This window comes from [Clostridium] cellulosi, from assembly GCF_036762875.1.
Taxonomy (GTDB): domain Bacteria; phylum Bacillota; class Clostridia; order Oscillospirales; family Ethanoligenentaceae; genus Ruminiclostridium_D; species Ruminiclostridium_D cellulosi.
On the sequence record NZ_JBAIZF010000018.1, the window covers coordinates 59,047 to 82,906 of the forward strand.

22 protein-coding genes are annotated in these 23,860 nt (G+C 44.1%); 3 read left to right on the forward strand and 19 right to left on the reverse strand.

What is annotated here, in order from left to right:
• Positions 1-50: 50 nt before the first annotated feature.
• The 11 genes from V6C21_RS05175 to V6C21_RS05225 all read right to left on the reverse strand — a co-directional run bounded on the left by V6C21_RS05175 (position 51) and on the right by V6C21_RS05225 (position 11,258).
• Positions 51-944: a TrmH family RNA methyltransferase gene (locus V6C21_RS05175; protein WP_051492472.1), complete on the reverse strand. Its 894-nt coding sequence runs from the start codon at positions 942-944 to the stop codon at positions 51-53.
• Positions 919-1,272, reverse strand: coding sequence for a 50S ribosomal protein L20 (gene rplT / locus V6C21_RS05180; RefSeq protein ID WP_045085261.1), 354 nt, complete (start codon positions 1,270-1,272; stop codon positions 919-921). The genes V6C21_RS05175 and rplT overlap by 26 nt, the downstream gene beginning before the upstream one ends.
• A gap of 39 nt (positions 1,273-1,311) precedes the next feature.
• Positions 1,312-1,509, reverse strand: coding sequence for a 50S ribosomal protein L35 (gene rpmI / locus V6C21_RS05185; protein ID WP_034840256.1), 198 nt, complete (start codon positions 1,507-1,509; stop codon positions 1,312-1,314).
• 29 nt (positions 1,510-1,538) lie between these two features.
• Positions 1,539-2,078, reverse strand: coding sequence for a translation initiation factor IF-3 (gene infC, locus V6C21_RS05190; protein WP_084228649.1), 540 nt, complete (start codon positions 2,076-2,078; stop codon positions 1,539-1,541).
• Between the two features lie 426 nt (positions 2,079-2,504).
• Complete coding sequence (locus tag V6C21_RS05195) at positions 2,505-3,209, reverse strand: DUF6062 family protein (protein WP_034840259.1); 705 nt, start codon at positions 3,207-3,209, stop codon at positions 2,505-2,507.
• A 175-nt stretch (positions 3,210-3,384) separates the two neighbouring features.
• Entirely contained in the window at positions 3,385-5,022 is a 1,638-nt protein-coding gene (gene groL / locus V6C21_RS05200) for a chaperonin GroEL (protein ID WP_045085260.1), read from the reverse strand.
• 26 nt (positions 5,023-5,048) lie between these two features.
• On the reverse strand, positions 5,049-5,333 hold the full coding sequence (locus V6C21_RS05205; protein ID WP_034840264.1) for a co-chaperone GroES: 285 nt from the start codon (positions 5,331-5,333) through the stop codon (positions 5,049-5,051).
• Between the two features lie 282 nt (positions 5,334-5,615).
• Positions 5,616-6,731 (reverse strand): THUMP domain-containing class I SAM-dependent RNA methyltransferase, encoded by a 1,116-nt coding sequence (locus tag V6C21_RS05210; RefSeq protein WP_034840266.1) that lies wholly within the window; start codon positions 6,729-6,731, stop codon positions 5,616-5,618.
• Between the two features lie 247 nt (positions 6,732-6,978).
• On the reverse strand, positions 6,979-9,399 hold the full coding sequence (locus V6C21_RS05215; protein WP_479268514.1) for a methyl-accepting chemotaxis protein: 2,421 nt from the start codon (positions 9,397-9,399) through the stop codon (positions 6,979-6,981).
• A gap of 380 nt (positions 9,400-9,779) precedes the next feature.
• The gene (locus tag V6C21_RS05220) at positions 9,780-10,748 is read right to left on the reverse strand and encodes a DMT family transporter (RefSeq protein ID WP_479268515.1); all 969 of its coding nucleotides are present in this window, start codon (positions 10,746-10,748) and stop codon (positions 9,780-9,782) included.
• 111 nt (positions 10,749-10,859) lie between these two features.
• On the reverse strand, positions 10,860-11,258 hold the full coding sequence (locus V6C21_RS05225) for a helix-turn-helix domain-containing protein (protein WP_479268516.1): 399 nt from the start codon (positions 11,256-11,258) through the stop codon (positions 10,860-10,862).
• A 293-nt stretch (positions 11,259-11,551) separates the two neighbouring features.
• On the opposite strand from V6C21_RS05225, the gene V6C21_RS05230 reads away from it, so the two are divergent.
• Positions 11,552-12,205, forward strand: a complete 654-nt coding sequence (locus V6C21_RS05230) for a hypothetical protein (RefSeq protein ID WP_034840272.1) — start codon at positions 11,552-11,554, stop codon at positions 12,203-12,205.
• Positions 12,206-12,207: 2 nt separating this feature from the next.
• Here the strand turns inward: V6C21_RS05230 and V6C21_RS05235 are convergent, their stop codons facing one another.
• The gene (locus V6C21_RS05235; protein WP_479268517.1) at positions 12,208-12,669 is read right to left on the reverse strand and encodes a chemotaxis protein CheX; all 462 of its coding nucleotides are present in this window, start codon (positions 12,667-12,669) and stop codon (positions 12,208-12,210) included.
• Between the two features lie 299 nt (positions 12,670-12,968).
• A complete protein-coding gene (locus tag V6C21_RS05240) occupies positions 12,969-14,105 on the reverse strand; it encodes a sensor histidine kinase (RefSeq protein ID WP_034840277.1) in 1,137 nt (378 codons plus the stop codon).
• A gap of 300 nt (positions 14,106-14,405) precedes the next feature.
• Between V6C21_RS05240 and gap the strand changes: the two genes are divergently transcribed.
• A complete protein-coding gene (gene gap / locus V6C21_RS05245) occupies positions 14,406-15,425 on the forward strand; it encodes a type I glyceraldehyde-3-phosphate dehydrogenase (RefSeq protein ID WP_034840279.1) in 1,020 nt (339 codons plus the stop codon).
• 203 nt (positions 15,426-15,628) lie between these two features.
• Here gap and V6C21_RS05250 read toward each other — a convergent pair whose 3' ends face one another.
• Both V6C21_RS05250 and leuA read right to left on the reverse strand, forming a co-directional pair.
• Complete coding sequence (locus V6C21_RS05250) at positions 15,629-16,489, reverse strand: DUF975 family protein (RefSeq protein ID WP_034840282.1); 861 nt, start codon at positions 16,487-16,489, stop codon at positions 15,629-15,631.
• 239 nt (positions 16,490-16,728) lie between these two features.
• Positions 16,729-18,405: a 2-isopropylmalate synthase gene (gene leuA / locus V6C21_RS05255; RefSeq protein ID WP_045085256.1), complete on the reverse strand. Its 1,677-nt coding sequence runs from the start codon at positions 18,403-18,405 to the stop codon at positions 16,729-16,731.
• A gap of 450 nt (positions 18,406-18,855) precedes the next feature.
• On the opposite strand from leuA, the gene galE reads away from it, so the two are divergent.
• Positions 18,856-19,866, forward strand: a complete 1,011-nt coding sequence (gene galE, locus V6C21_RS05260) for a UDP-glucose 4-epimerase GalE (protein ID WP_034840286.1) — start codon at positions 18,856-18,858, stop codon at positions 19,864-19,866.
• Positions 19,867-20,057: 191 nt separating this feature from the next.
• Here galE and V6C21_RS05265 read toward each other — a convergent pair whose 3' ends face one another.
• The 4 genes from V6C21_RS05265 to V6C21_RS05280 form a co-directional block, all read right to left on the reverse strand.
• The gene (locus tag V6C21_RS05265) at positions 20,058-21,458 is read right to left on the reverse strand and encodes an aminopeptidase (RefSeq protein WP_034840288.1); all 1,401 of its coding nucleotides are present in this window, start codon (positions 21,456-21,458) and stop codon (positions 20,058-20,060) included.
• Positions 21,459-21,535: 77 nt separating this feature from the next.
• Positions 21,536-22,114, reverse strand: coding sequence for a lytic transglycosylase domain-containing protein (locus tag V6C21_RS05270; RefSeq protein ID WP_052659820.1), 579 nt, complete (start codon positions 22,112-22,114; stop codon positions 21,536-21,538).
• Between the two features lies 1 nt (position 22,115).
• Positions 22,116-22,760 carry a dephospho-CoA kinase gene (coaE, locus tag V6C21_RS05275; RefSeq protein ID WP_479268520.1) on the reverse strand — a complete coding sequence of 215 codons (645 nt, stop codon included), beginning with the start codon at positions 22,758-22,760 and terminating at the stop codon, positions 22,116-22,118.
• Between the two features lie 54 nt (positions 22,761-22,814).
• Positions 22,815-23,843, reverse strand: coding sequence for an L-threonylcarbamoyladenylate synthase (locus tag V6C21_RS05280; protein ID WP_479268518.1), 1,029 nt, complete (start codon positions 23,841-23,843; stop codon positions 22,815-22,817).
• Positions 23,844-23,860: the final 17 nt, after the last annotated feature.

Genomic DNA, 23,860 nt, shown 5'->3' on the forward strand with positions numbered 1-23,860 from the left:
ACCATACGATTTGTGTTTGCGAACCGAATCAGCCAGATTTATAACTATCCTTACATCAGCTTCTTTGTCATTTCCCAAATGATCACTGTCGCGGCAGCAGCGGCATTAAGCGACTCGGCACGTCCCCTCATTCTTACAGTCACGCTCTTTGAACATGCCTTTATGCAGTCGTCGGTAAGCCCGTTTCCCTCATTGCCAATGACCGCTACGGCGCCTTTTGAGAAGTCAACAGAGAGCAAGTCCTCCCCACCTTTTGCAACAGCGGCCAATACTGTGTGCCCTTTTGCCTTTAACGTACTTAGTGCCGTGGTGAGGTCAAGACCCGAAACAAAATCAACCCGAAAAACCGCGCCCATCGAGGCCCTTACGACTTTCGGTGAATAGATGTCGGTGCAGCCTGAGGAAAGCAATATGCCGTCAATCCCCATCGCCTCGGCTGTACGCAGTATTGTCCCGAGATTTCCGGGGTCCTGAAGGTTTTCAAGTGCAAGATATAAGCCGTTCGGGTTTAAGTTTGTGATATCAAGGGAGGTATCACGCATTTTAGCTATGCAGAAGATACCCTGTGACGTGCGCGTGTCGGCCAGGTGGGAAGCCACCTTGGATGTAATTTGGTAGACAGGGGCACCTGTCCGCTCAATAGCACTGCAATAGTCTGCGTATTTCTCCTGAGCCTCAGGCGTTATGAATACGGCAGTCAGCTCAGTCCCGCTTTGCGCCGCGTCAAAAGAAAGCCTTGCGCCCTCAATCACAAACAATCCTGTTTCGCGGCGTTTATTTCTCTTGTCGCGAAGCGATATATATTCTTTTACAAGTTTATTTTCCCGGCTTGAAATAACCGTAATTACGACCTCCCACCTATTTGCACTTGAAAACACGAATGCCCGGGCGCATTTCTGTACCCGGGCTAAGCTGCGATTAAAGCGCCGCTTTTGCTTTCTCAACAAGAGCTGTAAAGGCCTGTGCATCATTGACCGCGAGTTCTGAAAGCATCTTGCGGTTGAGCGAAATGCCAGCCTTTTTAAGTCCATAGATAAATGTTGAGTAGTTTATACCGTTCATTTTGCAACCCGCTGAAATACGAGTAATCCACAAAGAACGGAAATCACGCTTTTTATTTTTACGGCCTACATATGCGTAAGCCAAAGACTTCATAACTGCCTGGTTAGCTGTGCGGAAAAGCCTACTCTTACCGCCCCAGTAACCCTTGGCAAGCTTTAATACCTTTTTTCTTCTTTTGCGCGTCATTATCGCGCCCTTAACTCTCGCCATTTTCTATTACCTCCGTACCGCAGACAGCGGTCTATCTGTTTACATATAAGGGATGAGGCGTTTTGCCGCCTTCATGTTTGAAGCGTCAAAATAGGTTGCGTGTCTCAAACCTCTTTTACGCTTTGTAGTTTTCTTGTTTAAAATATGTGACTTATATGCATGTGCACGCTTGACCTTACCGTTTTTGGTCAGCTTTACACGTTTTGACAAACCGCTGTGATTTTTCAACTTCGGCATCGTAGTAACCTCCCTTTTGCTTAAGTACGTTATGCTTTGTTATTCGCAGGCTTCGGTGCCAGGAACAAAGACATGCTACGTCCTTCTAGCTTTGGCTGCTTTTCCAGTGAGGCATAGTCCGCGCAAGCCTCGGCAAAACGTGCAAGCAGGTTGCCGCCCAGCTCCGTATGAGCCATCTCGCGGCCGCGAAAGCGGACTGTTACCTTTACCTTATTACCGCTTTTCAAAAATTGATGTGCATGATTAACCTTAGTCTGGAGATCATGCGTGTCGATATTAAGCGACATGCGAATCTCTTTAACATCCACAACTTTTTGATTCTTTCTCGCTTCTTTTTCCTTCTTAGCTAATTCAAACCGATACTTGCCATAATCCATTATGCGGCAGACAGGCGGTGTTGCCTTGGGAGCAATCTTAACTAAATCAAGATTCTTTTCTGCCGAAATTTTAAGCGCTTCGCGCGTCGGCATTATGCCAAGCTGATTACCGTCGGCATCAATTACCCTAACTTCCCTGTCTTTAATCTCCTCATTGATGAGCAGTTCCTTGCTGATATGCGGCACCTCCAAAAAAGCCCTTTAATAAACAACTAACGCGGAAAGACAAATCGTCCTTCCGCGTTCAACACCAAATAAATACAGCTATCCTAAAGCTGAAGTTACGGTATTGACCCCATAACCAAAAGCATGGGGTGAGGAAGGCTTTTGCTCTCCTGCTTCATTGTCGCTTATAATAATAACATCCTTCGAGCTGTTTGTCAACAATTTATTTAATATTTGGCACATTTTAATAAAATGCACTTTTTACAGCCATATACGTAAATCCCTATTTTGTTGTATTATAGCCGTTACTGTCGCAGGTATACGCTTTATTGGAACCAAAAGCGGGCAGCCTTGTTCTGCATTACAAAGGGGCTTTTTTGCGCCCTTTTTTGCGTTAGCCTTACGGACATAGGCGCGCTTTTACAGAACTTATAGGTATCCGCCGCTTTAATATTATTTCTGCATTCTTCCCGTCAGATACGAAACCGCGTCTTTTACTGCGTTTCTTAAGTTTCCGAAATCCTCGCCGTTATTGCGGTAATCGTACATCCTGCAGAACCCGCTGACGTTGCTCTGCAGCTCCGCAAGCCCTTTTTTAGCGACTTTTGTTATCACATCGTAAAATTCTTCAAATGATTTTTTATCCAGTGCCTTCATGCCTCTCTCAATAAGCTCAGCATAATCGGAAATGCAGATGCACGGTTGATCGGCTACGCTTTGCCGAAACTCCTCTTCTTTTTTCCACATTTGCCACAGTGTTTCAAATTCACTGTTCATAGCTTTTTCAACACGCGCGCATACATAACACGACTCTGCCATTGTTCTGGCGTCTTTGGCGCTTGCAGCGGCCTGTGACGCTGTGCTGCGCAGAAGGCTCTTTTTATGCCGTTCAAAAACCGTGTTATTTATCTCTATAAGATGGCTTTCAAGCATCAGGGCAAAGGGCAGCTTATTTCCCCGGCCATACATGATTTCAATGTGCTTAGGGCAAAACCCGAGCCGATTGGTTTCATGGCGTACGTCAGGCTCCATCATTGCCGGGCCCATTACGAAATCGAGTGCGCGCTCCTCAAGTTCTGCACGCATGCGGCAGATAGGGCACCCGTCTTTTTTCTCAAATACCACATTTATCGGTATAGTACATATATCCTCTTTCATAAATTTGCGGCTATAAGCCGTTATCCTCCCGTCATTATTATGCGCATTTTCGGCTATAGTCAATAATAGCATTTTGTAAGACGCTGCGTCAACCAAAGTTTTTCAAAGAAATGCAAAAAAGTGCGTTCCCGTACTTTCGGAAACGCACTTTCTGAATCTATTGAAGGGAGGGAAATTAATACATACCGCCCATTCCGCCCATACCGGCAGGATTCTGAGCAGAGTTTTCTGGTTCTTTCTTGTCAGCGACAAGTGACTCGGTTGTGAGCACCATAGAAGCAACTGAAGCAGCATTCTGCAGAGCGCTGCGGGTAACCTTTGTCGGGTCAACGATGCCAGCAGAAATCATGTCAACATATTCTTCTTTTGCAGCATCGAAACCGTAATTTACCTTGCCAGAGCTGATAATCTTATCAATTATTACGCTGCCTTCAAGGCCTGCGTTCTTAGCAATCTGACGGATCGGTGCTTCGAGAGCCTTGAGGACAATGCGGATACCAGTTTTTTCATCCTGATCTTCGCACTTGTCAAGCAGAGCGCTGACCTTGGAAATAACATTTACAAGAGCAGTGCCGCCGCCGGCTACGATGCCTTCCTCAACAGCAGCCTTTGTTGCTGCGAGGGCATCCTCAATGCGCATCTTCTTCTCTTTCATTTCAGTTTCGGTCGCGGCGCCAACTCTAATTACAGCAACACCGCCTGACAGCTTTGCAAGACGCTCCTGGAGCTTCTCGCGGTCAAAATCAGAAGTAGTTGTCTCAATCTGGCTCTTAATCTGGTTGATTCTGCTCTTGATTGCCTCAGGATCGCCCATGCCGTTGACAATGATTGTGTTCTCTTTTGTGATCTTAACCTGACGTGCACGGCCGAGCTGTGACAACTGGGTATCTTTGAGCTCAAGGCCGAGATCAGAGGAGATAACCTCACCGCCGGTCAAAATCGCGATATCCTGGAGCATTTCCTTACGTCTATCGCCAAAGCCAGGAGCCTTGACAGCAACGCAGTTGAATGTTCCACGGAGCTTGTTGACGATAAGGGTTGCAAGAGCTTCGCCCTCTACGTCCTCAGCGATAATTACCAGCTTCTTGCCGGCCTGAACGATCTGCTCAAGCAGCGGCAGGATATCCTGAATGCTGGAGATCTTCTTATCTGTGATAAGAATGAGAGCATCGTCGATGACTGCTTCCATCTTATCGGTGTCTGTGCACATGTATGGTGAAATGTACCCACGGTCAAACTGCATACCTTCGACGACTTCGCACTCTGTTTCGGCCGTCTTGGATTCTTCGACAGTTATAACGCCATCATGTGTAACCTTTTCCATAGCGTCGGCTATGAGTTTACCAATGACCTCATCAGCCGCTGAAATGGTAGCAACACGTGCTATATCTGAGCTGCCGGTAATCTTCTTTGAGTTTGCCTTTAAGCCTTCAACTGCTGCGTCGACAGCCTTCTGGATACCTTTCTTTACTATCATCGGATTGGCACCCGCGGCGACATTCTTCATGCCTTCGCGGATCATAGCCTGCGCCAGCAGTGTTGCTGTTGTTGTACCGTCACCGGCAACGTCATTGGTCTTTGTAGCAACTTCCTTGACGAGCTGTGCGCCCATGTTCTCAAACGGGTCATCAAGCTCAATTTCCTTGGCTATTGTAACACCATCGTTTGTAATTAACGGTGAACCGAATTTTTTATCAAGAACAACATTACGGCCTTTCGGTCCAAGTGTTATCTTAACGGTGTCTGCAAGTTTATCAACGCCGATTTGAAGAGCCTTGCGGGCTTCTTCTCCGAATAAAATCTCTTTTGCCATAGTTCTTCTTTCCTTCCGTTACAACATTACTCAACTATTGCAAGAATATCGCTCTGACGTACGATAGTATACTGGGTACCGTCAACCTTAACTTCGGTGCCCGCGTATTTGCTGGTCAATACTTTGTCTCCAACCTTGACAAGCATTTTGACTTCCTTGCCGTCAACCATACCGCCTGGGCCTACCGCTATTACTTCAGCCACTTCAGGTTTTTCCTTGGCCGAACCGGTTAAAATAATGCCGCTCTTGGTGGTCTCTTCAGCTTCTACCATTTTAATAACCACCCTGTCAGCAAGAGGCTTAATCGTCATTTTTAATTCCTCCCTGAACCTGTGTTTTATTAACTCAACCATTAGCACTCTTTAACCATGAGTGCTAAGCATATTGTAATCACTGACTAATTAAAAATCAAGTCTTTAATTAGCATCATTTGCATTTTCGTCAATATTGATAATATCCCAATTTTTTTAATAGGGCGATTTGTGTAACATGAGAAATTATAACCAGTACTGTGTATCATATTCACAGTGTTATTGAAAAATTACCGGATTTTTTGCGCTGGCATTCATAATATCTGTCTGCTAATTACTCTGCTATCTTCGGAAATACTGGAAAAACTCGCATTTTATCATTCCGTTATAGAGCTTGCGTTTTTTGTCGGCGCGCTTTCCAAAAAGCGATTCGAAATTTTCGCTCGGGCTGATAATATAGAATCGCCAGCCTTTGAGCTTTAAGAACACTGAACCCATAGTTTTGTAAATTTCCTCAGCGGCTTTTATGTCGAGAAGCCGCTCACCATAAGGCGGGTTTGTAACGACCGTCCCGTGCTCCTGTGTAGGCGCAAAATCGCGCAGATCCTGCCTTGAAGCAGTTATGACGTCCCCCACGCCCGCTTTTTTGGCGTTTTCAAGCGTCAGTTCAACAGCCTTCTGGTCGATATCATATCCGAAAACCTCGATTGGTTCGCTGTTTATTGCGGCGCTGGCCTCTTCCCTCGCGTCTTTCCAAATGGATTTGTCAAGGTGAAAATTTTCAGCCGCAAAACTGCGATTAAGCCCCGGGGCTATATTTCTGCCTATAAGCGCTGCCTCGATGAGAATGGTGCCTGAGCCGCACATAGGGTCACAGAATGCCCTGTCAGCGTAAAAACGCGCTATTTTTACCATTGAGGCCGCGAGTGTCTCCTTGAGCGGGGCTTCAATGGAATTGCGGCGGTATCCTCTTTTATGAAGTCCTTCACCGGACGTATCAATGTATATTGAAACCTTATCCTTTAAAATTGAAAACTGGATTTGAAATTTGGCACCCGTCTCTTTAAACCAAGTGACGTGATATTTTTCTTTCAGATGTTCCACGATGGCTTTCTTTATAATTGCCTGACAATCCGGCACACTGTGAAGCTTTGAGTTAAGCGACCAGCCTTTTACCGGGAACGCGTCATCGCGGCCTATCCATTTTTCCCATGGTATGGCCTTGACCCCTTGAAATAGGTCTTCAAAGCTGTGGGCCTCAAATTCTCCCAACATTATAAGAACGCGCTCTGCGCAGCGCAGCCATATATTCGCCCTTGCTATCGCCGACTCGTCGGCATGGAAGATGACTCTGCCGTTTTGTGTCTCGACATCGTTATAGCCGAGAGCCTTGATTTCATCGGCAACAAGACTTTCCACGCCAAACAGGCATGGGCAGGCAAGTGTTACTTTATCCATGAAAAGCTTCCTTTTAAAAGATATTTTCGCCGCTGCCAGTTTCTATAAAACGGCAAACAATATATATTATAGCAGCGGCAGCAAGTCAAATACAATGAGTTTATTTTTTTTAAGTTATCAATTAAACTTTTGTGCAAACACAATGTAGCTTGTTTATTTTATGCACCTTCTCCTGACCTCTGTAAAATGGCAATATAGGGGCGCGCTGCAAAGCGGAAACTTTGCAGCGCGCTCTTAAAATTTACTATTAATACTTGCCGTAATCGCCTTGAGGTTTATCGTCAAGAACAATCTTCGGTTGTGTTTCCTTTTCTTGAATGGCGGGCGCAGCATTTCTTTCAGCTTTTACATTGCTTTTTTCTACTGGCTCTTCACTTGATTTTCCTAATTTAAACTGTGAGACCATGTCACGCAATGCCTGAGCCTGAGCTGAAAGCTGCTCGCTTGCCGCTGCTGATTCCTCAGCGGTTGCCGAGTTGGTCTGAACAACAGTAGAAACCTGTTCAATTCCTTTGTCAATTTGGGTAATACCCGTTGCCTGCTTAGCCGAAGCCTCGGAAATCTCTCCGACAAGTTTTGTGGTTTTTTCAATGCTTTGCATTATTTTTTCAAATTCAGCGGCGGTCTCGTCTACTATCTTAGCCCCAATCTCGACACGTTTGCTGGAGTCCTCGATAAGCTGGGTCGTCTCTTTGGCTGCCGTTGCGCTTCTGGAGGCAAGGGTTCTTACTTCTTGAGCAACGACGGCAAAGCCTTTTCCTGCCTGTCCGGCACGTGCCGCTTCAACAGCAGCATTGAGCGAGAGGATATTTGTCTGGAAGGCAATATCATCAATGACCTTTATTATCTTTGCGATGTTCGCGGAGGAATCGCTTATGCCGCGCATAGCCTCCTGCATGCTCTTCATCTTTTCATTGCCCTCGATTGCTTCTTTTTGAACCTCCAGCGAAAGTGATTTTGCGTTTTCGGCGTTCTTTGCGTTGTTCTTTGTCTGCTCCGCAATCTCAGAAATAGCTGCGGTCAGTTCCTCAATTGAGCTTGCCTGTTCAGTTGTGCCGCGAGACAGGTTTTGGCTGCCGGAAGCTATTTCCTTTGAGCCTGATGCCACCTGTGACGCCGCTTCGTTTATACTATTGAGCATCTGCCTAAATTTTTCACCAGTTGTGTTAACCGCATTCTTGATCCTGAGATAATCCCCTATATATTCTTTGTCAATTTCCGCTGTCAAATCGCCTTCAGTCCACTTTTCAAGGACAAAAACCAGATCATTAAACGGTTTTTCTACTGCTTCTATCATTCTGTTTATATGTGCGACAACTTCACCGTATTCACCCTTAAGGCCGGCCGCATTGCCTCTTACACTGAGTTTGCCGTTCGCCGCGCTTTCTGCGAGCATGTTAGCTTCATCAACAAGTTGCTTAACTGATTTCATCATTTCAATGAAAGCAGGCCGTAACCTATCGTTTTCACTTCTCTTCGGCATTTTCATTATCTCTTCGAGCTGGCTCAAATCACCATTCGAGATTTCTATAAGAAGTTCCTCAATTATCAGGAAAGTCTCTCTTAATTTGTTTACAGACTCTGCAAGTTTGCCGAGCTCACCGTTGTAATCTTTATCCATCCCGCGGGTGAAATCGTTATTTGCCATTAAAGCAAGTATTTCATTCGCTTCATTGAGCGGTGTTGCGAAAGCCTCAAACATACCATTTATGCCGGCAATTATTTTTGCATATCCGCCTTTGAGCTTCGATGTATCCGCTCTCGCTGTAAGATTACCCTCACGTCCGGCTTCTAGCAACTTAATGGATTCGTCGAGTAGCGTATATAATGATTCTCTTACACTGTTAAGGCTATTCATTAAAACTGCGTAATCGCCGCTGTATGTATTTTCAATTTCCTCTAAATCTTCGCCATTAGCTAATTTTAATATGTATTCAGTGGTGAACTTAACCGGTTTAACAATTGCCTCAAGCGTATCGTCGATGCCGCTGATAATCTTCTGATATACGCCGCTGTGTCCTGAAGCATCAACTCTTGTATCCAAACGTCCTTCAACAGCCGCAGCACGCAGATACGCAGCGTCGTTTGTTAAAAGTTCAAGCGATTCCTTTACTCTACCGAGACTCTCATTAATCATGACAAATGTTTCTCTGGATTCTTGGGTGTTGCTGTTGGCCTCTGGAACTGACAGGTCAAGGTCAAGATCACCCCTTGAGAGCTTCTCGAGATTGCTCATGAGATTGGCTATCGCTTTTTTGTAGTATTCTTCATTTTCAATGAGTTTTGTCAAGTTGGTTACGGTTTCAACATATCCCAGTTTCTCGCCGTTTTCGCCGACAATAGCCGCTGCATTCAGCCTGCATTTGTTGCCACTCCACTCGAAATAGCTCTCGTGAACGCCTTTTTGCAACTGCTTAATGCCGCATTTCTCATTGTTGCATATATTTGCACCGGCAGTGCTGCAAACCATGCCGTATGCGCTTTTGCGGTCAGCTATCTTGCCGCTTTTGACAAGACTTTTCTCAAACGCCTTATTGACAAACTTCCATTTCATATTATTGTCAACCGCATGGACCGGAAAAGGTATGCAGTCAAGAACCGCCTTGTAATATTTGCCGTCATCTAACAGTTTCTTAACTGACTTAAATATATTGTTTGTTTTTCTCACCGTCAAAGTAACTGTTATTAGTAAAGCAATAAAAAATACAAAGAAAAGTACTCCAAAAATGATTTTTGAAGACTGTGGCCCCGTAATTGCACACGCTCCGAACAGTCCTGCGCAAAATGCTAGGATATAAGCTACTAGCAGGGGCAGTGCTATTTTGCGTTTGTTTTGCCTGATGTTTTCTTTTTTCATAGTTTTTTCCTCTTTTCAAAAAATTTTATTTGATGTCAATTAATTTATATATTGGAATAAGTGTATTAGTGTTCATTTATAATATACAAAAAAAATATGTAAACAATCAAGATAAAGAACCTTATTTTTCAATAATTTAAATAAAAAAACACCCTGTTTAGGGTGTTTTTATCAAAATAATATACCACCGTTTACGCTTGTTCATCTTTTTCGTCTGCTGCGCAATTCAGGCTGGGTTTTCCGATAACACCGGGAAGAATTGAAAACGAAGAACCTGCGAGCAGACATACAATGCCTATTATCATTGGAACACTTATTTTTTCTTTCAATATTATTAATGCGAGGATAGGTGACAGCGCCGGCTTAATAAAGAAAACAAATGATGCAGTCGAGGCGTTTGTAACTTCAATGGCAAGCAGATAAAATGCATAACCTAAGCCGGTTACAAAAACGCCTATGTAAATTAGCGGCGCTATATTTTGGAGCGTAATACCGCCGAAAATTGGAATGTTTGAGAATGTACTGAGTCCAACGCTTTGGAGGAACGACGCTACCGGACTTATTTTTGTAATAAGAATCAACACAAGCATCTCAGCGCTTCCGAAAATAAAGCTAAAGCAGGTTAGGACAAGCCCGCCGAACTGTTTGCTGCGCCCCCTGCTTGCAACGCTGTATATCGCAAAGGTGATTGCTGCGAGCAGCGTGAGTACAATCCCCTGAACACTCGCCGACATCTTAAACGGGTTCATTATGAACATTATCCCGGTGAAACTTATAGTCAGTGAAATTACCGTCGATTTATTTATCTGTTCATTTAGGAAGAAAAACGCCAGTAATACCACAAAAACCGGATTGCAACTGAACAATACAGCTACAAAGGAAGCGGGAGCGTTTAATATTGCGAGCTGATAAAACACCATGCTGACAACGACGCAGATAAAACCTGTCAGGGCAAAATACCCTAAATCTTTAATACATAGTCTTATACCCCGCTTTATAAGAGCACTTACCGCTGGAGTAATTAGCACCAGTGAACCTATCAGAAACCGAAGAAACGTCATCTGAATCGGGTTAAAGCTGCTTGATGAGATCTTTAAAGCTATTTCCATGGTGCTGAATAGAATGGTAGATAAAATGATGTAAAGATAACCTTTTTTCAATTAAAACCCCTGTTTTCTATATTAAATATACTGTATTTTATGGTGCTGTTTTTTCACAGCGGTATTAATTATAACAGTTTTACGTCCATATTAAAAGACACGTTTGTATTTTTATAACTTTGAATTTCCTTTTTTTGTCCTTTTTTTATCTTCGTCTTCTGTCAGCTTGGCCTTTTCTCTTATTTTAAGAAGCTCCAAATATTTTCTGAGGTCTTCAAGGCTTTCCGGGCTTAATGTCATTATGTCTTTTATCATATGCTCATATTTATAAGGAATTGCTAAAGTCGTATCGCTGTAATCCACTTTGTCTTTGTTATTGGAACTTCCGAGCAAGTAGTCCACTGTTGTATTTAGTATATTAGCAATACTCAACATGGTATTAAAATCGGGCTCACGGTTTCCCAGCTCATAATTTGTATAAGCAACACGTGAAATGTTAAGCGCCTTTGCCATGTCGTATTGGGTCAGGTGTCTCTCATGCCTTAATCTACGCAATGTTTCCGAAAACAATCGCAATCACCCCTTTCAGTTAAAATTTGTTTTTATAAGCTAATCATGTATAAATATTCATTTTTTTAGTATGACTGAAAAAAACAGTCCTCCATCTGAACTCAGGCCGTTAGCCGTTATACCATTATCCGGTTAATCCGATATAATCTTGACATGTTTTTTCAACATAACTATAATCCGATATATACCAGATTATTTTCAATACCCAAAAGGGTATTATACTGCAATTAAAAATAATTTCAACTACAAATTTCATAGTTATTTTATTATTTGTAGTGAAGGGAAAACATATAATGAAAAAGTTATTGACATATGTCATCGTAACTTCGTTTATTATGGTTTTATTCCCATATACTGCGTTTGCTGCTGTCCCGGCTTTGTCGGGTTCTGTCGAAAACGGTGTTCTTACTGTCACCGTCAGCGGCGTTTCATCAAGGACATATCCTCAGGTTATTGTGCTCTCAAAAAACAAAGACGATGAAAGTGATTTTTATCTCGATACAATAAATCTCGCCAAGGGACAAAAAACGGTCAAACACACCAATGTTTCCGGCAAAACATATATACTTACTGCAATATTAAAAAAGAAAGACGGAACAAACGCAGAGGGTACGATATACGGAGTGGCTGAAAGCATTTCAGCAGTTTCCGCATCCTCATCCACCAGCAAAAATTCCGCTTCCACTAAAACCAATAGGTCTAATGAAAGCGGAACTTCTTACTATATGGCTCCCGTTTCTGAGGTAAACGGCACAAATGTTTCCTCACCGAACAAACCTGATAATTCTTCAAAAAGCAGCAATGCCGCACATTACTACACGGACTCAGAAATGTTTGAAAATTCGGGCAGTCAAAACAATTCTGCATTGCCGCTTATCATAATGTCAGTGATTTTAATTGGAACCTCTATTATATTTGCCAGAAAATTTTCCGAAAAAGAGAAATGATCTCACTCTTTATAGGATACAGTTATATTTAACACATCATTTCCATCAAAAATCAAAGGAATGTTAATGTTTTCTGTCTGCTCGACATGAACCTCGAGATTCTGTCCCGTCAAAACCGTCGGCGGAGTTATGTCTATTATAACGCTCCTTTGTGACAAAGCTGTCGCCGTATTGCCCATTATCATATTGCACAATTCGCAAATAGCGCTCTGGGCAAAATCGTCAATTTCAGTAATGTCCGGCATCATCATGGTACCGGCAAATTTACAGGCAAGAGAATTTGAAAAACTAATAACAGCATTTCCGTGTATCCTGCCCGTAATCCCAACTAAAATCAATAGATTCTGACCATTAAAAGGCGTTTTTTCATATGTAATTTCGCCTGTTTTAAAATTCATTCCTACCATTTGTGACAAAACTGTAGAAGCTGATTCAAGTATGCTTTCTGTAATTGTTTTATCCATAATTCTCCATCCATAATTTAATTTTTTATAGTGGTTTGAATAATAGCTCATTTTAATTGGATAGTGTATCATAAATTTTACCAGATATCAAGCTTTAAATACGCCTTTCAACATTATTTTTTCATAAAATTTTCCTTTTGTATCTTTGCATCATAAAGCCTTTTTGTAGGGCTTAAATTTGTTGCAAAAATTCTTTATAATAGAAGCAGGGCAGGTAATAAAATAAAGGGCGGCTCCTTAAAGAGCCGCCTTAAAAATTTTCTTAATATTTATTAAGTATGTGAATGGTAATATACATATTATGGAAGTGGACAGCCGCAAACATCAGATAATTCGACATAAAGCGACGAAAATCTGTCTGCAAGATAGTCGGCTCCGTTTTTTGCGATATAATCCGGCATGTTGTCATCAACACGAATCGGCAAGGACAGAGCCACCGTTGTTCCCTCGCCTTCCTTGCTATGCAGGGCGACCGTACCGCCGTGCTGTGTCACAATAAATTTTACAATCGAAAGGCCCAGGCCCGCTCCAGACAGTTCGCTTTCGTTTTTAAACGAAAAGTACGGGTCAAATATCCTCCCCATAATCTCGCTTTTTATGCCTTGACCCTTGTCGCTGACGCTTATTACCGCCTTTTCGCCCTGGTCCTCAAGCTTGACCACAATTCGGTTGCCCTCTCTTGTGTATTTGCAGGAATTTGAAATGAGGTTTATTATCGCTGTAGAAAGCCTGTCCGGGTCAAACACTGTGATTATATTTTTTTCCGGAACAATATAGTCAAGCTCAATATTTATCGACCTTGTGAGTATTTTGCAAGCTTCGCACAAGTTTGAAATAAATTTTGTAAGATTGCCCTTTTTGAGATTTAACTTAGCTATGCCTGAACGATATTTTGAAACCTCGACGATATTGTTGGACAGCCGCAAAATCCGATAGCAGTTCTGGGTGATAAGTTTTAAATAGGTTTTTGTTACCTCGTCGTCGCTGTCCTCAAGATGCCTTGCCATGAGTCCCAGAGTCGAGAAAATCACAGTCAGCGGAATCTTGTACTCATTTGAAAATGACGCTATAATCTTTTCCGGCTCCCCGTCTGGGAGTACTGATTCATTCTTATCAGCATTTTTTATAAAAACATGGCAACCAATAAATTTATCTTCAATTAAAATCGGTATAAGCTGTGCCGTAAACCCGCTCAATGGTTCGGACTGCTTTTTTGCTTCAAATGATACTCCGGTCTTAAGCTGCGACAAAACCTTATCAAAATCATAGCTGCTGATAAGCTCGCGGACACCGTCTTGCAACGATAAAGAGGGGTAGCGCTTCAAAGCCGCTTCATTTGCCCATACAGTATTCAGCTCCGAATCAGTAATCGCTATAGGTTCTTTGGTTTTTTCGTACAGCCGTTTGCCGGTAAGGACAAATTCATCAATATCCATTACATCACATCCAAACCACATGCAGGATTAAATATAATTAATTCTTCTGTCATTTGGTCATCATACTAATGTGTCTGTCGGTCAATCAACTTTTATATATTATAACAATTTTTCGGTACATTTTCTATACTTTGGGCAAAATATTAAAACGCCATATTCCTTTTTGCCAAATATAACGAAGTGATTATTTATTTGGCTGTCAAATTTAATAAATTTGATATTTAACAAACTATCACTTGTATTATTGGATAAAATGTTATAAAATATGTTGAGGAATTTACTAATTGGAGGTTAAGCAATATGGGAATCAAAATTGGTATTAACGGTTTCGGCCGCATTGGCAGACTCGTATTCCGTGCTGCTGTAGCAAATCCGGACCTCTATGAGATTGTTGGCATAAACGATCCGTTTATCGATGTCGACTACATGGTCTATATGGTAAAATACGATACAATGCACGGACGTTTCAACGGTGACATCAAGTCTGAAAACGGCAAACTTGTCGTTAACGGCCACGCAATCTGCGTATATGCTGAAAAAGAGCCTGCCATGATTCCGTGGAAAGAATGCGGCGCTGAATATGTCGTCGAATCAACCGGTGTCTTCACAAGCTCTGAAAAGGCTTCCGCTCACCTCAAAGCCGGTGCTAAGAAGGTTGTTATCTCCGCACCTGCAAAGGATTCAGTTACTCCGACCTTTGTCTGCGGTGTTAACTTTGACAAGTATACAAAGGATATGAACATTGTTTCTAACGCATCCTGCACAACAAACTGCCTTGCTCCTCTTGCCAAGGTTATCAACGATAACTTCGGCATTGTCGAAGGCCTTATGACTACAGTCCACTCAACAACAGCTACCCAGAAGACTGTTGACGGTCCTTCCAAGAAGGATTGGCGCGGCGGCCGTGCAGCTGCTGGCAACATCATTCCTTCATCAACTGGTGCTGCAAAGGCTTGCGCACTCGTTATTCCTGAACTCAAGGGCAAGCTGACTGGTATGTCATTCCGCGTACCTACTCTTGATGTTTCAGTTGTTGACCTCACCTGCAAGCTCGCAAAGGAAACCACCTACGAAGAGATCTGCGAAGTTGTCAAAAAGGCTTCCGAGACCACAATGAAGGGCGTTCTCGGTTACACTGACGAGGATGTTGTTTCATCAGACTTCCTCACCGATCCTCGCACTTCAATCTTCGACGCTAAGGCTGGTATCATGCTGAACCCGACATTCGTCAAGCTGGTTGCTTGGTACGACAATGAGTGGGGTTATTCCAACAAGGTCCTTGAGCTGATTAAGCATATGGCCGAAGTTGATGCGAAATAATTTAAATTCCGCATTTTATAAAAGCTGGTTTAAGCAATTTGCTTAAACCAGCTTTTTTGTTTACAACACTTGTTTATTAAAAGAATAGCTATATTCCTTCATTTTGCTAAAATAACTGCAAACCCTTATTGGCTCCCGCTTATTAAAAATGCAGCAAAACAAAAAAGAGGGGACAGTTCCCCTCTTCATAAACAAATTACAGCTCATTGCTGATTAACAGGCGCGCCGTTGTTCTCAATCTTTCTCTGCTCATAGATTATATGCTTTGAATAAACTGTGAACGACGAATAAAAATACGGGACAACAAATAAAATGGGAACTATTGCGATACAAGCAATGGCCCATCCGATATAGGACAGGAAGAATTTTGTAATTTCCCATCTGTAATCCTTAGTATATCTGATAGAATCGCGCACAACGTCAGAAACTTTCCTGCTGCTGTCTTCTACAATTAGGTAGTTGGCCAATGTGTATCTTGAGGTTACAAATAAAAAGAGGATTATACCGCCAATCATCAGCGTCCCGCCGAAAAACGAGAGGACACCGGCAATCAGCACCTTACGGATATCCGAATCCGAAAGGTTTTGCGGATTATTGATATTTACATTTGAAAGATAATACTCGGCGGCAACAAGCAAAACCGCAGGAAGCCCGCAAGTTAAAAGCCACCACAATGCCTTGCGCACACCGACATAAAATCTGAGCCAGAGGCTTTTCCCATACAGTTTTCCGGAACCAAACCAGCCGAAAATATCCCCTATCGCTGGCTTTGCGCCGCTTGTCAGATTCCAATACCACTCAGTCATTCCTAGAATTAGCGGCGTCATAATAAAGAACGCAATAATGCTAAATACAAGACTTATTATAAAAGAATAAATATTTAGATTAATAAGCCCGTTATCCGTTAACTCAGGTATCTCAGTGATTTTTCTGTACGCGCTCTCAAGTTGAGATATGCCAAAAACCAAAAGCCCTAATATAAGCAATACAGCTATTGCCTTTAACCACGAGTTTTTAAGAGCTTTAAGACCATTATATTTCGATAGAACGCGCAAATTTACCATTAAATCAGCTCCAAGTTTAATTTCCTATAATTAAAACCTTTAAAGACATATTTACACATTACCGGCAATATAACAATTTTACTCTATTAGAGCCATATTGTCAAAACGGCATTTTATAAAATTAATTTTTCCTGTTTTATGTATTATATCACCTTAAAACAAAAAGCATAAGATATTCATTTAGAAAATCTTATGCTTTTAATTTAAGCGCTCCGCGCCTCGGATTATATATTTGAACATTATTTTTTCAAAGAACGGTTAATAGCGGACATTATTGCCTTAAGCGACGCGATGCTGATATCGGAATCAATGCCTACTCCGAATACAGGTCTGCCGTCCGGGTCTTTCAACTGAATATAACTCACCGCAAGGGAATCAGAGCCGTCGGATATGGCCTGTTCGTTGTAGGAGACAAATACATATTTGTCAAGGCCTGTGCCCTTAATAGCCCTGAAAAATGCGTCTATGGGGCCGTTACCGGTTCCGGAGATTACCTTTTCAACGCCGTTATGTTTTATTTCGCCTATGAACTTCACAACTGTGCCCTTGTCTGTCCGCTCGTGCTTAAAGCTATATCCGCAAAGTTCATAAGGCTCGTTTATGCCGATATACTCCGATTTGAACAGGTCGAACACTTCCTGCGGCTTGAGTTCTTTGCCCGTCTCGTCGCACCGAGCCTTGACTATCGCGCCGAAATCAGCCCGCATTTCCTTAGGCAGGTTGTATCCAAACTCGGTCTGCATGATATAAGCAGCGCCGCCCTTGCCCGACTGGCTGTTTATGCGGATAATCGGCTCGTAGTCCCTTCCTATGTCCGCAGGGTCTATGGGCAGATACGGCACCTCCCAATACTTGGAGCCTGTGCTCCTCATATACTCCATACCCTTGTTAATCGCATCCTGATGTGACCCGGAGAACGCCGTAAACACCAGCTCGCCGGCATAAGGATGCCGCGGCGGGACTTTCATCTTTGTCGTCTTTTCATAGACTTCCATTATCTTTTTTATATTGCTGAAATTCAGCTTCGGGTCAATGCCCTGCGAATACATATTCAGCGCAAGCGTTACAATGTCTACGTTCCCTGTGCGCTCGCCGTTGCCGAAAAGCGTTCCCTCTACTCTTTCCGCCCCGGCAAGCAGTCCCAGCTCCGCAGACGCAACACCGGTTCCCCTGTCGTTGTGAGGATGAATGCTTATAATCGCGTTTTCCCTGCCCGGCAGGTGTTTGCAAAAATACTCTATCTGGTCGGCATAGCAGTTCGGCGTGCTGCATTCAACCGTTGCCGGAAGGTTCAGAATTATTTTATTATCTTTGGTAGGCTCAAAAACCTCCATGACTTTTGAACAGATTTTTACCGCGTTGTCCATTTCAGTTCCGGAAAAGCTCTCCGGCGAATACTCAAAACGCAGGTTCATATCGCTGTCAACTTCTTTTGAAAGCTTTTTTATAAGCTTTGCACCGTTTACCGCGATGTCTATAATTCCGTCCACATCCGTCTTGAACACGACCTTGCGCTGCAAGGCAGATGTAGAATTGTAAAAATGCAAAATTACGTTTTTGGCACCGCGGATAGCCTCAAACGTCTTGCGTATCAAATGTTCTCTTGCCTGAACGAGCACCTGAATTGTCACGTCGTCGGGGATATAATTTTCCTCAATAAGCGTCCTGATTATCTCATATTCTGTTTCAGACGCGGACGGAAACCCGACTTCAATCTCTTTGAATCCGATATTTATAAGTGTGTTGAACATGAGTAACTTTTCATCGAGGTTCATCGGCTCCACAAGTGCCTGATTTCCGTCGCGCAGGTCGACACTGCACCAAATGGGCGCTTTTGTAATAGTTTTAGAAGGCCATTCGCGATTCTCAATAGGCACTTGTGGAAACGGATGATATTTTTCATATGCTCGCACCATTGAAATGCCTCCATATTACAAAATCCCCGCCCCATATCAGGGGCGAGGACTTATATCCACGCTGTACCACCCTGTTTCGACGGCAAAGCCGCCCTCTAAGGTCTCAAACAAGACCCGGTTTTTAACGCAAACTCTAACGTCCGTCCCTTGTCAGAACGGCAGCTCCGGAATGAGTTATACACCTGTTCCGCGCCCCCGCTTGCACCAAAACGCGGTCTCTCTTTGCCGCAATAAACAGGTCTTTGTTCCTTCACAGCCTTTGTAGGTAGCATATTCATTTTTGCTTTTAGTATATCAACCGAATCTCTTTAAGTCAATAGCGAAGGAAGATTTGACGCAAGTTTATTAAACAATTTTACAAAGTCTTGTACTCTTTTCGAGTCAGTGATATAATATACTGCAAACCAACAATAAATACGATATGAAAAACAGATTAGAAGGAGTAAATCTATGAATATTCTTGTTACTGGCGGCGCAGGTTATATCGGCAGCCATACCTGTGTCGAGCTTCTTGAAAGTGGACATCAGGTAGTCGTTATAGACAATTTGAGCAACAGTGATGAAGAGGCACTTGTGCGCGTCCAAAAGATTACAGGTAAGACGCTTAAATTCTACAAAGGCGATGTCAATGACTACAGCCTTTTGAAAACCATTTTCACTGAAAATAAAATCGACGCCGTCATCCACTTTGCAGGCTACAAAGCAGTCGGTGAATCCGTCATGAAGCCTCTGGAGTACTATCAAAACAATATCGGCAGCACAATCACGCTTTGTCAGGCAATGCGTGAAGCCGGCGTCAAGAGCATTATATTCAGTTCCTCTGCAACTGTTTACGGTTCACCCAAAAAAGTGCCTGTAAAAGAAGACTTCCCTCTCTCGGCAACCAATCCCTACGGACGCACAAAACTGTTTATTGAACAAATACTTATGGATATCAGCAAGGCGGACAGCGAGTGGACTGTAATCCTGCTGCGCTATTTCAACCCGATTGGTGCCCACAAAAGCGGGCTTATCGGTGACTCCCCGCGCGGCATCCCGAACAATCTCATGCCTTACATCACCCAGGTCGCGACGGGCAGGCTCGAAAAGCTCCGCGTTTTTGGCAACGACTATCCTACCCACGACGGCACAGGGGTGCGCGATTATATCCATGTAGTCGACCTTGCCAAAGGCCATGTTGCAGCCCTTAAAAAGGCCTTTGCAGGCGGCACCCACATCTACAACCTCGGCACAGGCGTAGGCTACAGCGTTCTTGACGTTGTCAAGGCGTTTGAAAAGGCCTCCGGCGTAAAAATCCCCTATGAGATTACTGATCGCCGTCCCGGTGATATCGCTGAGGTATATGCAGACCCGACAAAGGCCTATGAGGAGCTTGGCTGGAAGGCCGAGCTCGGCATTGAGGATATGTGCGCCGACTCATGGCGCTGGCAGTCCTTAAACCCCAACGGTTACAGCAAGTAAAAATAGCGTTTAATAACCTCTGTACTGGTATCCAGTACAGAGGTTTATTTTTGTTTCTGGCTTATATGCTAATTTGTAATAAATCAATAGGCTTGGCCAAAACTTAAATTCACGAAGACAAAACTCATTACCCCTCTGAAAGGAAAAAACGGTCTGCCCCCAAAAGGAGACAGACCGCTTTTTATGCGTTATTACGCTTTATAGAACTCGTAGAAAGCCCTGTAGGCGGAATATACATCGAGCTTTGAGACAACCTCAAATGGTGAGTGCATTGAAAGAACGGGGACGCCCACATCTATGACATCTACATCAAGCTCGGCAATATATTTTGCAACTGTTCCGCCGCCGCCCTGGTCGACCTTGCCGAGTTCGGCCATCTGCCACATGATTCCCTTGCTGTCCAGCAGTTGGCGTACCCAGCTTGTGAATTCTGCAGAAGCGTCACTTGTACTATATTTGCCGCCGTGGCCAGTGAATTTGTTGACGCCGACGCCGTAATTTAAAAACGCAGCATTGTTCTTTTCCATTGCGTCCGGATAGGTCGGGTCGAACGCCGCCGTTACATCAGCGGAGAGGCATTTTGAGTTGCTGAGCACGTCTCTGGCCTCAAGTCCGTAAGGACGGGCGAGGTCGGCGATAAAATTCTTAAGATAGGAAGAAATAAGACCAGTGTTGCCCTCGCTGCCGATTTCCTCTTTATCAGTAAGGCAGCAGACACATGTTGTTTCCGGGACGCCGCATTTGAAGAGTGCAGTCAGCGCCGGATAAGCGCAAACACGGTCGTCATGCCCGTAGGCACCTATCATGCTGCGGTCAAAACCGATATCGACAGCTTTGAACGCTGGAACCATTGTGAGTTCAGCAGACAGGAAATCTGCTTCAACAATGTCGTATTTTTCATTGAGCAGTTTTATAATATTGAGCTTTACAAGCTCGCTTTCCTTGTCGTCGCGGAAAGGCAGGCTGCCGATAAGGACATTGAGCTGCTCACCATTGAACGCTTTGTCCATCGTCTTCTTGCCCATGTCCTTGTCAAGATGGGGCAGAAGGTCGGTTACGCAGAACTGAGGGTCGTTTTCATCCTCGCCGAGACGGACAGTTATCTGCGTTCCGTCCTTTTTGACAATCACGCCGTGAAGTGCCAACGGGATTGTAGGCCACTGATATTTTTTGATGCCGCCGTAATAATGCGTCTTGAAAAGGCCAAGCTGTGATTCCTCATAAAGCGGGCGCTGCTTTAAATCCAGCCTCGGTGAATCAATATGGGCCGCGGTGAGGTGTACGCCCTCGTCAAGGGGTTTTGAACCTATGACGGCGAGTATTATCGACTTGCCGCGGTTGTTGTAGTAAACCTTGTCGCCCTTCTTATATTTCTGCTTTTTGTCAAACGGAACAAATCCGAGCTTCTGCGCCTCGTTTATGGCGTAAGTTACGGCTTCCCTTTCTGTTTTAGCGGCGTCTAAAAATGCTTTATAACCGTTGCAGTAATTAAACGCGGTTTTAATCTCCTCATCAGACATCACAATTCCGCCGTTCTTGGGATTCATCAACAGCTTTTCCTTTAAAGCTTTTGCCTTAGATTTTTCCTCCATTATTATTCCTCCAAAACGAATTTATAAATAGCCTATTAACATACTTATTGCTTTATGACCAGCGATTGCAAGTCGCTTTATTTATTGCCATAGTAGAGCTTTTTGTAAATCTCTTTGATGTTCTTGACTTTGCTGACATAAGCCCGCGTGTCGGAAAAAGGAATGTAGTTGAGCGTTTTTCCGTCTTTTGAATAGTCAGGGTTGCTGAGCCACTTTCTGACATTGGCCCTTCCCGCATGATATGCGGCAAGGGCAACCTTTTCGTCATTGTACTCTTTGAGCAGTTCCGCTAAAATTGCCGTTCCGTAACGAATATTGATTTCCGGGTCATAGAGGTCAGAGGCCGTATATTCCGACGAATCATTGCTCTTCTTCATTATCCATTCAAGAGTCGGCGGTGTCACCTGCATAAGCCCAATCGCGCCGACTTTTGAAACCGCATTGGGGTCAAAGCTGCTCTCACTTTTTATAACGGCATAGACAAGGCTTGGTTCAACTCCATTTTTTTCAGCATATAAGGTGACATACTCTTTATACTTGTCCGGATAGGCTGATTTAAGAAAGATATTATAGGCAGGTTCCCAGAGAAAAGCAGCCGCAACAGCAATAATCAGCAAAATTGTCAGGGTCTTTATGCCTTGCCGCCGTTTTCTCATGCTAATGTAAACCTCCGTCGCCGCAAATAATATCGGCTATCTTGTCCACGCCGGCAAAAAGCTCCTTGTCGCCGCCGTCGCTTATCACAACATAGTCCGCCCGACTCTTATAAAACTCGTCGTCAGGCTGTGCTCTTATGCGTTCAAGAGCCTTTTCTCTGCTGATACCGTCGCGCTCCATTATGCGCTTAATGCGAAGTTCACGGTTCGCCAAAACCGCCATCACCTTGTCACAGAGCCTGTCTGAGCCGCTTTCAAACAGCGTCGGCGCATCAAGGACCGCAAACTTGCAGCCGCTGTCTGCAAGGCCCTTTAATTCAGACTGAATCTGCTGAAGGATATAGGGGTGGGTTATGCTGTTTAATAGATCAACCTTGCCGCCGTCAAATGCGAGATGAGCGAGTTTTTTTCGGTCGAGCGATCCGTCATCCAATATTATGTCGTCCCCGAAAGCCTCTTTGAGCTTTAAAAGGCACGGGCTGCCGGGGGTTACCACCGCTCTGGCGGATTTGTCGGCGTCAATGTGAGCAAATCCGCGTTTTACAAGATGCTGTGAAGCAAGGCTTTTCCCTGCTCCTGACGGTCCGGTAACACCTAAAACAAACATACGTTTAAGTTCCTTTTCGATTACTACTTTTATATTCACCAAGTTTCAAGTTTATAATGCAGCAAAATTCCATATTAATGCGAAAATATGGCGTTACAGGTTAATTATTTCAAACCCTGCAGCTCTCAACAGTCGATTATATACGGCAAGCCCAATTCCGTCAAGGCTCGGGCAGCGGGCATAAACTGTCTTGGCCCCAATCTCGTCAAGCTCCCTTAAGGCGTCGAACAGCCTCTGAGCCTGTGAGGCGCCGTCGTCAGACTGGCCGTAGGTGACACACTGAACATTGAAGCGGTTCTGCTCACCCTCAAAGCAAAGCACCGCGACCCCGTCTTTTGCCCTCTCATTCACAAACTCCGCCATCTTGTCAAGCGGGGCATTGATAATCGAGACATGGGCTTTTGGGGCGTAATGCTTGTACTTCATACCCGGCGAGGCCACTTTTTCGCCCATGCTCACTTTATGCGTAACAGCGCGGTCGATAAAAACCTCGCCTAAAACGTCTTTTATCTGTTCCGGCGTGACTCCTCCCGGCCGGAGTATACGCGGATGCCCGTCCGCCAATGTTATGACGGTGGATTCAACCCCGACTCCGCAGGAGCCCCCGTCGACAACAGCGGAAACGCGCCCGTCAAGATCCTGCAAAACGTGGGACGCCAGCGTCGGGCTGGGTTTGCCGGAAAGGTTTGCGGACGGTGCTGCCAGCGGGATACCCGCTTCCTCTATTATTGCATGGGCGATAGGATGGGAGGGACACCTAAAACCGGCTGTATCAAGCCCTGCCGAAACTATCGACGGGATAACAGGCAGCTTTTTTAAGATTATCGTAAGAGGCCCAGGCCAAAACGCATCCATGAGCTTTTTGGCGGACTCAGGTATCTCGGCGGCGTATCGCGGCAGCCAGTCCTTTGACGCGACGTGAACGATAAGCGGATTATCCTGCGGCCTGCCCTTCGCCGTAAATATATTGGCGACGGCCTTTTCGTCAAGGGCATTAGCCGCAAGCCCATAGACGGTTTCCGTCGGGATTACGACCAGTTTCCCTTCCCTTAACAGCTCAGCCGCGCGCTTTATGCCCTCTTTATCAATATTTTTTTCACAATTTATAACTTCTGTTAACATTTGATTCTCCCTTAAGA

Excerpts from the sequence above, each read along its gene's own strand:
- rplT (WP_045085261.1), bottom strand. The coding sequence starts at position 1,272 with ATGGCGAGAGTTAAGGGCGCGATAATGACGCGCAAAAGAAGAAAAAAG.
- rpmI (WP_034840256.1), bottom strand. The coding sequence starts at position 1,509 with ATGCCGAAGTTGAAAAATCACAGCGGTTTGTCAAAACGTGTAAAGCTG.
- V6C21_RS05195 (WP_034840259.1), bottom strand. The coding sequence starts at position 3,209 with ATGAAAGAGGATATATGTACTATACCGATAAATGTGGTATTTGAGAAA.
- groL (WP_045085260.1), bottom strand. The coding sequence starts at position 5,022 with ATGGCAAAAGAGATTTTATTCGGAGAAGAAGCCCGCAAGGCTCTTCAA.
- V6C21_RS05205 (WP_034840264.1), bottom strand. The coding sequence starts at position 5,333 with ATGACGATTAAGCCTCTTGCTGACAGGGTGGTTATTAAAATGGTAGAA.
- V6C21_RS05210 (WP_034840266.1), bottom strand. The coding sequence starts at position 6,731 with ATGGATAAAGTAACACTTGCCTGCCCATGCCTGTTTGGCGTGGAAAGT.
- V6C21_RS05230 (WP_034840272.1), top strand. The coding sequence starts at position 11,552 with ATGAAAAAGTTATTGACATATGTCATCGTAACTTCGTTTATTATGGTT.
- V6C21_RS05235 (WP_479268517.1), bottom strand. The coding sequence starts at position 12,669 with ATGGATAAAACAATTACAGAAAGCATACTTGAATCAGCTTCTACAGTT.
- V6C21_RS05240 (WP_034840277.1), bottom strand. The coding sequence starts at position 14,105 with ATGGATATTGATGAATTTGTCCTTACCGGCAAACGGCTGTACGAAAAA.
- gap (WP_034840279.1), top strand. The coding sequence starts at position 14,406 with ATGGGAATCAAAATTGGTATTAACGGTTTCGGCCGCATTGGCAGACTC.
- V6C21_RS05250 (WP_034840282.1), bottom strand. The coding sequence starts at position 16,489 with ATGGTAAATTTGCGCGTTCTATCGAAATATAATGGTCTTAAAGCTCTT.
- leuA (WP_045085256.1), bottom strand. The coding sequence starts at position 18,405 with ATGGTGCGAGCATATGAAAAATATCATCCGTTTCCACAAGTGCCTATT.
- galE (WP_034840286.1), top strand. The coding sequence starts at position 18,856 with ATGAATATTCTTGTTACTGGCGGCGCAGGTTATATCGGCAGCCATACC.
- V6C21_RS05265 (WP_034840288.1), bottom strand. The coding sequence starts at position 21,458 with ATGGAGGAAAAATCTAAGGCAAAAGCTTTAAAGGAAAAGCTGTTGATG.
- V6C21_RS05270 (WP_052659820.1), bottom strand. The coding sequence starts at position 22,114 with ATGAGAAAACGGCGGCAAGGCATAAAGACCCTGACAATTTTGCTGATT.
- V6C21_RS05280 (WP_479268518.1), bottom strand. The coding sequence starts at position 23,843 with ATGTTAACAGAAGTTATAAATTGTGAAAAAAATATTGATAAAGAGGGC.